The sequence below is a fragment of the Actinomycetota bacterium genome (assembly GCA_035536535.1).
Taxonomy (GTDB): Bacteria; Actinomycetota; JAICYB01; order JAICYB01; family JAICYB01; genus DATLNZ01.
In genome coordinates this window covers 1-8,435 of record DATLNZ010000122.1, presented here as the reverse complement: position 1 = coordinate 8,435, position 8,435 = coordinate 1, and the positions used below count along the sequence as shown (strand labels likewise).

Annotated in this window: 7 protein-coding genes; 4 read left to right on the top strand and 3 right to left on the bottom strand. The window is 70.0% G+C overall.

Annotation, left to right across the window (positions count from 1 at the left end; translation table 11 throughout):
- The 3 genes from VNE62_08340 to VNE62_08330 all read right to left on the bottom strand — a co-directional run.
- Positions 1–669: hypothetical protein (locus VNE62_08340; GenBank protein HVE92294.1), on the bottom strand; the 669-nt coding region annotated here is incomplete at its 3' end.
- Entirely contained in the window at positions 666–2,378 is a 1,713-nt protein-coding gene (locus tag VNE62_08335) for a hypothetical protein (protein ID HVE92293.1), read from the bottom strand. The genes VNE62_08340 and VNE62_08335, both read right to left, overlap by 4 nt.
- Positions 2,379–2,382: 4 nt before the next feature.
- The gene (locus VNE62_08330) at positions 2,383–2,850 is read right to left on the bottom strand and encodes a cupin domain-containing protein (GenBank protein HVE92292.1); all 468 of its coding nucleotides are present in this window, start codon (positions 2,848–2,850) and stop codon (positions 2,383–2,385) included.
- A gap of 182 nt (positions 2,851–3,032) precedes the next feature.
- Between VNE62_08330 and VNE62_08325 the strand changes: the two genes are divergently transcribed.
- From VNE62_08325 to VNE62_08310, 4 genes are all read left to right on the top strand, one after another.
- Positions 3,033–5,777 (top strand): LuxR C-terminal-related transcriptional regulator, encoded by a 2,745-nt coding sequence (locus VNE62_08325; GenBank protein HVE92291.1) that lies wholly within the window; start codon positions 3,033–3,035, stop codon positions 5,775–5,777.
- A gap of 110 nt (positions 5,778–5,887) precedes the next feature.
- Entirely contained in the window at positions 5,888–6,952 is a 1,065-nt protein-coding gene (locus tag VNE62_08320; protein HVE92290.1) for a hypothetical protein, read from the top strand.
- A 91-nt stretch (positions 6,953–7,043) separates the two neighbouring features.
- Positions 7,044–8,117 (top strand): hypothetical protein, encoded by a 1,074-nt coding sequence (locus VNE62_08315; GenBank protein ID HVE92289.1) that lies wholly within the window; start codon positions 7,044–7,046, stop codon positions 8,115–8,117.
- A 51-nt stretch (positions 8,118–8,168) separates the two neighbouring features.
- On the top strand, positions 8,169–8,435 hold a 267-nt coding region (locus VNE62_08310), incomplete at its 3' end, for a hypothetical protein (GenBank protein HVE92288.1).

The following is an 8,435-nucleotide window of genomic DNA, read 5'->3' as shown; positions in this document are numbered from 1 at the left end:
TCCGGTGGCGATTCCGGCCACCACCAGCAGCGCGAACACGAGGTCGCCGTTGAAGTCGTCGGCCTTCAGAAACCGGTGGCACCCACGCGAAAGGGGGCCGAGCGGCGAGTCGGCGCGGCACAGGTGAAGACCGCTCAAGGGCGTGCGGATCTTCGGCGGCAGCGCGCTGGTTCCCAGCCACCCCGGCAGCCGAAAAGCCAGGTACGCAAACAGCTGCGACAGCCCGATGGTGACGACGGTGAGAAGCAGTCGCGGCGAGCCGGCGAACCTGCGGACCACCACGGCGTGTGTCCCTCCTCCCACCAGGCCGCCTAGGACGAGCGCGAGCGGGAAGGCCAGAAACCAGGTGAGGCCGCGGGTGGTCATCAGGGTCAGCATCAGGACCGCCGGGACGGCCCCCATGCTCCCGGCGGCGAAGTTGATGATCCGATGCGACCGGTAGACGAGCACGAGGCCCATGGCCAGCAGGCCGTGCAGCGACCCGACGGCGACGCCGTACAGGATCAGCCGCGGCGGCGGTCCCCAGAGAACCTGCACCGTGGCCAGCAGGGCCACCGCCCAAACAACTGCGGACAGGCGCTTGCGCGCGCGAAGCTGGCTCCGAAGCTCGGCAGCGGACGTCCGCAGGTGCCCCGCGAGGGCCCGCAGCGACCGCAGCCGCTCGATCATCCCGGAGCCGAAGCCGGGTCCGGCTCCCCGGCCGGCCACTGTCCCCGCTCGTAGCGGCGTCCGCCACCCAGGGAGACGTAGGAGCCGCGCTTGCCATCAAGCCTGGAGACCGTGGTCGAGCTCCAGGCGACCTCACGCACGTCCGAAAACCAGGTGTAGTCGCCTGGCGCGAAGCCGACCTTGGAGATCGGGACTCCGGAGACCGTCTTTCCGCCGCCGTACTGTCCTGCGGCGAAAGCGCCCTGCTCCACGGTCGCCGGCGTCAGGGCCGGTCCGGCCATTTGGATCATCGTGGCGACCATGTCGTAGTAGAACCAGTCGAGGATCGCGAGGTTGTGGGGGCTGCCGGCGTTGCCGGCCCCCTGCCATACCCGCGTGGCGTCGTTGGACGCGTATGCCTCGAACTCAGGCAACGCGGCGATTCCGAACCCGCCGGCCGGACGAGCCGCGCTCTTCTTCCACTGGGTCCACCCGTCGTACAGCCGTCCCGCGGGGTCGAAATCCATGAGGCCGGTGCCGGGCAGCAGGTGCTCCGGGTGGTAGCTCTTGCCGTCGGCGCCACCGAAGATGAAGTACGGGGTGGCGGCGTCGCACAGGCACACCAGGGTGCTCACCTTCGCCTCGATCATGGTGTCCAGCCCGGTGTTCACCTGTTCCGCCGCCGTGTCCGGGTTCTGCTGAAAGGAGAAGGTCTCCCGGACGCCGCCGCCGCACCCCCGGACGAGATCCTCGAAGTCCTTGAGCACCTGCTGGTTGGCCGGGTCGTCGGCGGTCACCACCCCCAGAACACGGGCCGCTGACGCGTCGAACTTGCCCGCCGCCGGACCGGCGAACCTGGGCGGGCGTCCGGCCAGCCGCTTGCACCAGTACTCGGCCAGGTGCTGGACGGTGCGGGTGCCCGACATGAACACGTCCCAGTGGTATGGACGGCGGTCGGTGTGGAAGCGGTCGGAGAACTGCCATCCGCCGGCGTTGAGCACCCGGCGCGCGCTGAGCTCGTCGTATCCGGCCGAGGCGATCGGCGAGTTCCAGATGACGAAAAAGGGCTTCTCCGTCTCCACCAGCTGCGCCATCTCCGGACGCACGCACGTCGGCTCGGGCGGCAGCGGCTTGCACTTGCTCTTGAACGTCTTGAACTCGATCTTGCGTCCGTAGAGCTCGAATCGCTGGTTGATGAACTTCTCGGCCGCCTGCATAAAGGCCTCTTCCTGCGCGTCGGTGGCGGCGAGGTCGATCTCCTTCATGAGGCCCTGGAGGAACGGATCGTCCATCTGGTCGTAGCGCACGACCTTCACGGATGTCGGCGTGACTCCCATGTAGGTCGCTCCGCCGTTGTTGCCGCCCGTCCACTTCGGCACGCAGGGTGGGGGCAGAGTGATCCCGTCGAACTGGCTCATGCCTTTGCAGTGGCTGCGGTCGCCCGGCGCGGCCGCGATGCCGCCGGGTCCGGCCTTGGCCCCGGCGCGGCTACCGGCCGTGGCGCTCCCCGATCGCTCGCCTGCCGCCTGGCCTTCCGTCAGACGGGCTTCGCCGGCGGCGCCCGCGGCCTCACCGGAAAGTGCTTCCTCGCCGTCGGCGAGAGGCCTGCCGAACGCACCAACCGCGCCACGCTCGACCGGTACCGAGGGCGCGAGCACGATGACGAGCACCTGCACGAGCGCCAGGGCCCCCAGCGGGGAGTAGCGTTGCGTCAGCGTCGCCCAGCGCACGAGATCACCCCTCCGCCCGCGATGGCTCCGGACGCCACACGAGGGGCACGTTGTCGGTCTGGAACCTGACCCGCAGCGCCGCCAGCGTCGCCTCGTTCAGCGTCCCTTCGAGGATATGCCGCTCGACCTCCAGAAAGTACCCGTTGAGGCCTCCGGGCGACACCAGCCCAAGCAGCCGAGCAGGTCCGGGACCCGGGTTGTGAAAGTCGTGGACCACCCCCGGCGGCACGTCGATGAACGCACCCGGGCCGGCGTGGACGACCTCGTCGCCCACCAGGAACTCGAAGGATCCCTCGAGCACGAAGAAGCGCTCGTGATGGCGGTGGTGGACGTGGGGTGTGGGGGCGAAACCCGGATCGGCTGTCAGCTCGGCAACATCCACGTCGTCGCCCGCCTCCCGGAAGACGATGGACCCGCCCCACAGCTGGACGCTCTGCGGGACGCTGGAACCGTGGCCGTTGTTGCCGCTCATCCGTCGCTCTCCCTGTCCGAAAAGGTCTGTGAGTCGACAGTGGCTTGCCGGGGGGGCCGAAAACATCGGCCGAAGGTCTGAGATCCCGAGCCGTAGGCGGGTTACAAAGCGCCGACCTCCGGCCGACGTACGCCGTCGGCGAAGGCGCGATTATGGAGTCCGGGCAGCAGGGGGACGTGCTGATGGGCCGATCAGAGACCGTGGCTTCGGGTGACATTCCCACCCGGCTCACCACCTTTGTGGGACGCGAGGTCGAGCGCAGGGACCTGCGGAGACTTCTGTCGGAGCACCGGCTGATCACCCTGACCGGATCCGGAGGGTGCGGCAAGACCCGGCTGGCCCAGCACCTGGCGGTCGAGCTTGGACCGGAGTACAGCCAGGCCCCCCTGTGGGTGGACCTGTCATCCGTCTCCAAGCCGGAGGCGGTCCCGTCCGCGATCGCCGATGCCCTCGGCGTCACCGAGCAGCCCGGAGGCGGAGCTCTGGCCTCCGCGGCAGCCCGGCTGAAGTCCGAGCACCGCCTCGTCCTGCTCGACAACTGCGAGCACCTAGCGGAAGCCTGCGCAGGCACGGTCGACCACCTCCTTCAGCGATGCCCTCGGCTGACGGTTCTGGCCACGTCGCGCTCCCCCCTCGCGGTCGAGGGCGAGGTCCTGTTCCGCGTCCCCTCCCTTCCCGTTCCCGCGGAGGAGCCGCCCCCCAGCCTCGATGCGGTTGCCTCGTCGGACGCCGTCCGGCTGTTCGTCGAGCGAGCCCGCCGGGCACGCAACGACTTCGAGCTCACGCCGGAAAACGCAACGTCCGTGGCAGCCATCTGCAGGAGGCTGGACGGCATGCCCCTTGCGCTCGAACTGGCGGCCGCCCGAGTGCGAATCCGGGGGGTGGAGCAGATCGCCGACGCGCTGGAGGACCGCTTTAAGCTGCTCGCGGTTTCGGCACGCAACGTGGTTCCGCGCCAGCGGCGGCTCGAGGCGTCAGTGGAATGGAGCTACGACCTGCTGGACGAGCGCGCCCGCAGCGCGTTCTGCGCCCTGTCGGTTTTCCCGGCCCCCTTCAGCCTCGAGGCCGCCGAGGCCGTGGCATCGGGAACCGGGACACCTGCAGAAGAGGTGGCCGATGTGATCGCTGAGCTCGTGGACCAGTCCCTGGTGGAGGCGGACGTATCGGGTCCGGGAGCCCGCTACCGGATGCTGGAGACGATCCGCGCGTACGCCGCTCAGAGGCTGTCGGCCGATCCAGGCAAGGAGGACGAGGCGCACGACCGCCACCTCGAACACTTTCGGTCCCTGTTGCAAAGAATCGAGCCCAGGCTGCAGAGTCCCGAAGTCCTGGAGTGGCTGGACGCCCTGCGGCCCGACGAGCCCAACCTGGCCGCGGCCCTGGACCGGGCCGTGGACAACGGCGACTGGGACGCAGCCGTGATGCTCGCCTGCAGCAGGTACTGGGAGCTCAGTTCGCATACCGGCCACCCGTTGCGCGTCCTGGAATCGGCGCTGGCATCCGGTACGTGTCCGGACGACCGCCGGGTGCGGGCGTTCATAGCCGCCGCCCGGCTGGCGGGCACGCGCTGGGACCTGCCGTCCGCCGAGCGGCTGGGACGTCACGCGCTCGAACTCGCGCGGGCGCAGGACGACGAACGCGCCGCCGGCGAGGCACTGCTGGCTATCGGAACGGCCGCGCTGTGGTCGGGACGACATCAGGAGGCAGCCGAGTCTCTGTCCGAAGCACGGGAGCTCGCGGAGCGATCGGGGGGCGGGCCTGCGCTCGCCGCCGCTCTGAGCGGCCTGGGGCAGTTCCCGTTCGCAACAGGCGATCACCGGCAGGCGCGGCTGCTGTTCGAAAGCGCCTCCGACCTCGCGCGCCGCTACGGACAGCTGTACGCAGAGTTCCAGGCGGCCAACTATCTGTTCCTCATCCACTTCTTCGCCGGGCGCGACGACCTGGCCCAGCAGGCCTGCCGGGAGGGCCTGGAGATTTCCCGCCGGGCCCGGCTGCCGGCGGGCGAGTCGATCTTCCGCGCCTTCCGCGCCGGACTGCTGATCCGTAGAGGAGACCTCGATGGGGTCCAGCCGTTGCTGGACGAGGCGGGCTCGCTCGCGGAAGTGTCGGGCCACCCGCTGGCTGCGGGACACGGCCAACAGCAGGTTGCGCTGCTGGCTCGCGCCCGCGGCGACGCGACAGGTTCGCTTGAGGAGTTCCGGGTGCTAGCCGAGACCGCGCGCGCCTTCAATGTCCACATCGCGGTGATCTGGAACGCGTCGCTCGCCGCTGAGGCGGCAGCCTTGGCCGGGGACTTGGTCGAAGCCGCCCTTCTCGTGGAGGGAGCAGCGACGTGGGCGGCCGAAGTCGGGGCCCGGTTCCCCTGGGTGTCCTGGGCGGAGGCCGTCGTCGCGCTCGAGCAGGACCAGCCCGAGCGCGCGGAGGACAAGGCGCACGCGGCGCTGGCCGACTCGCAAGCCGCGGACAACGACATCGTCGCTCTGGAGTCGCTGGAGGTGCTGGCGTGCGCCAGAGCGCGTCGAGGGGACGCCTCCGCGGGTCCGCTCCTGAGGGCCGTGGAAACAATAAGGAGAGACAGACGCTGGGCCCCCAGCCCGCAGTGGGCCCAGAGGGTGGCTGAGGCCGGGGCGCAGTCGGGCAAGGATGCGCTTGCGGAGGGCGCGTCGATGTCCCTTTCGGAGGCCGTGGCCTACGCCAGGCGCGGACGCGGCGAGCGCAAGCGTCCGGCCTTCGGCTGGGAGAGCCTGACCCCCACCGAGCTGAGCGTCGCGGAGCTGGTCGCGGAGGGCCTGTCCAACGCCGGCATCGCAGCCCGCCTGTTCGTCACGCCGGCCACGGTGAAGACCCACCTCACCCACATCTACGCCAAGACCGGCGCCACCTCCCGCGTCCAGCTCGCGAAAGCGTTCACCGAGAACCAGCGCTAGGGGCGAGCCCCCCGGCCTCCTCCCCCCAGCTCAGCCGATTCAGACCTCCGTCCGATGTAGCGGCGCCTGCCCGCCCGCAGGATGCGGCGGACAAAGGAGGCCGCTTGCACATGTCATTCGAGGTGCTCAGGAAGGTCAGGCGGGCTGCGCTGGCTCTTTCGATGCTGACCGGTCTGGCTCATGTCTCCGTCAGCACCGCCGCCGGACCACGCAACGGCTTGGGGTTACTCACCGGGAACGGGGAGCTGTTCATCGCCGGCCGCGACGGCTCCGACCCGCGGCGGCTGGCGTCCGGGGTGACGGCGGCCGATTCGTCGCCCCGCGGGGACAGGATCGTCATCGCGTCCCGCGGCGGCCTTCGGCTGGCTTACGCCGACACCGGACGAGGCCACGAACTGTGGACGTTCCAAACCGCTTCAGCCACCTGCCGAACCATCGCGTGCCCCGAGGCCGTGACAGCCGCGTACGATCCGGCTTGGTCCCCCACCGATGACCGGATCGCCTTCGCTGCGGGCGCCGGCACGGGCGACCCGGCCGGCCGGGGGGACGGCGGAGCCAGCTGGCGGACAAAGATCTTCACGATCTCAAGCGGCGGAACCGGGCTGACGCCCCTGACCGCCGCCCCCTCAGGGGAGGCCGAGCCCGCGTGGTCGCCCGACGGCAGCAGCATCGCCTTCACTTCTTTCTCCGATGGGGAATTTTCGATCCTCGTGGCCACTCCCGGAAGTGCCACCCCGCCGGGCAGGGTCAGCCCGGCCGGGATCATGGCATCCGCCCCGGTCTGGTCACCCACCGGGGGCCACGTCGCCTTCCTCGGCAATGGCTGCAATCTGTATGTGGTCAACGCCGACGGTTCGGAATCCCGCCAGGTCTCGAATGAGTCGATGTGCGTCCGCGGCGGGGTGTCGTGGTCCCCGGACGGATCTCTGCTCGCTCTCGCCTCCTCCGGGGCCCGCGGCGGCGGCGCCGGCATCTACGTGGCCGCCGCGGACGGCTCGTCGCACCGGCAGCTGACGTCGGAGGACGATTCCGCACCGTCATGGTCGCCGGACGGAAGCTCGATCGCCTTCGTCAGAACCGGAGTTGCCCACGACGGCGTGTACGCCATCAGCCCCGACGGCGGATCATTGCGGGCGATCGCCGAGAACCACGTCGGAACCCCCTTCTGGACCTGAGGGTCCTCCATCCTTTCGGGGATCTCAGACCTTCGTCCGATGTAGCTGAGGCGCCCCCAGCCGACACTTGGGAACAGAGGAGGAGGTAGAGGTGAAAATCGGCCGGGTAGCACTGGTGTTGACTCTGCTGGCAGGTCTTTCTCAGACCGCTCCGAGTGCGGGCGCGGCGCCGGGAGATCGGCTTGCGTTCGTGACCGGGGACGACCGCCTGGTCGTCGCCAACCGCGACGGCTCGGGCGTCAGATGGCTGGCACGCAACGTGAGCAGAGCCTCGTGGTCCCCCCGCGGAGACCGGCTGGCCTACGCGCGCCTGTCCGAACTGCGCGTTGTCAACCCCGCCTCGGGGCAGGACTACGAAGTGTGGCGCCTGCCAACCGGACCGGCGGGCTGCCAGGTCATCGCGTGCGCCGGCGTGACGACGAACGTCGCCCATCCCGCGTGGTCGCCGACGGACGAGCGGATTGCATTCGTCGCCGGCGCCGGCCCTCTGGCCATGGTCGGTTGGGGGCTTGGCGGAGCGGTCCTGCGGACGAAGATCTTCATCATCTCCAGCGATGGCTCCGGATTGACCCCCCTGACGGCCACGCACTCCGGAGAGATGGACCCCGCATGGTCCCCGGATGGCGGGCGCATCGCTTTCAACTCCTTTGTGGACGGCGCCTTCACCGTGATGGTGGCGACTCCAGGCAGCTCAACGCTCCCCGAAGTCGTCAGCCCGCTCGGGATCGTGGCGGGCGCCCCGGTTTGGTCGCCGGGAGGAGACCGCATCGCCTTCCTCGGCACCTCGGCCGAGGAAGCTGTGCCGTACGACTGTTACCTGTACGTGATGAACGCGGACGGTTCGGAAACCCGGCAGCTGGCCCACATGCCGGTCTGCGCGGATACCAAGCCGTCGTGGTCCCCGGACGGCAGGTGGCTTACTTACGCCGCCGCTGGTCTCAACGTCCTCAACTCAGGCGTCCACGTCGTGGCTGCCGACGGGTCGTCCCGCCGCCAACTCACGTCCGGCTACGACTACGGATCCGCCTGGTCCCCGGACGGCGGGTCGATCGCCTTCGCGCGCTTCGCCCAGGGGCAGGACGGGGTGTACCTCGTGGGAACCGACGGGGGCTGGTCCCAGCGAATCGTCGAGAGCCCGGTGGGCCGCCCCTTCTGGGCGCCCTGACCAACCCAGGCCCGGTCGCCGGACCCGGCTCCCTACGACCAAGATGTCCGGATGGACTGGGAGGCCCACAGGGCGCATCTGTTGAGCGTCCCCTCGCGGGGTGGACTCGCGGCGATGGCGAGGGCGGTCGCCCCCGGCTCCCGGCCCGTGCGGGTGCGCAGGCTCGGCGGCGGACTGGCCACGGCGACCCACGCCGTCGACCTGCGGACGCGCAACGGCTCGGTGTTTCGGACGGTACTGAAGCGATACGCGCCGGACGACGACACGGCCCCGCAGGAATGGGACCGGCTCCACTGCGCGTCCGCAGTGGAGGTGCCG

What these genes read in the sequence shown, in the direction of transcription:
- VNE62_08330 (HVE92292.1), bottom strand. Translation starts at nt 2,850, where the DNA reads ATGAGCGGCAACAACGGCCACGGTTCCAGCGTCCCGCAGAGCGTCCAG.
- VNE62_08325 (HVE92291.1), top strand. Translation starts at nt 3,033, where the DNA reads ATGGGCCGATCAGAGACCGTGGCTTCGGGTGACATTCCCACCCGGCTC.
- VNE62_08320 (HVE92290.1), top strand. Translation starts at nt 5,888, where the DNA reads ATGTCATTCGAGGTGCTCAGGAAGGTCAGGCGGGCTGCGCTGGCTCTT.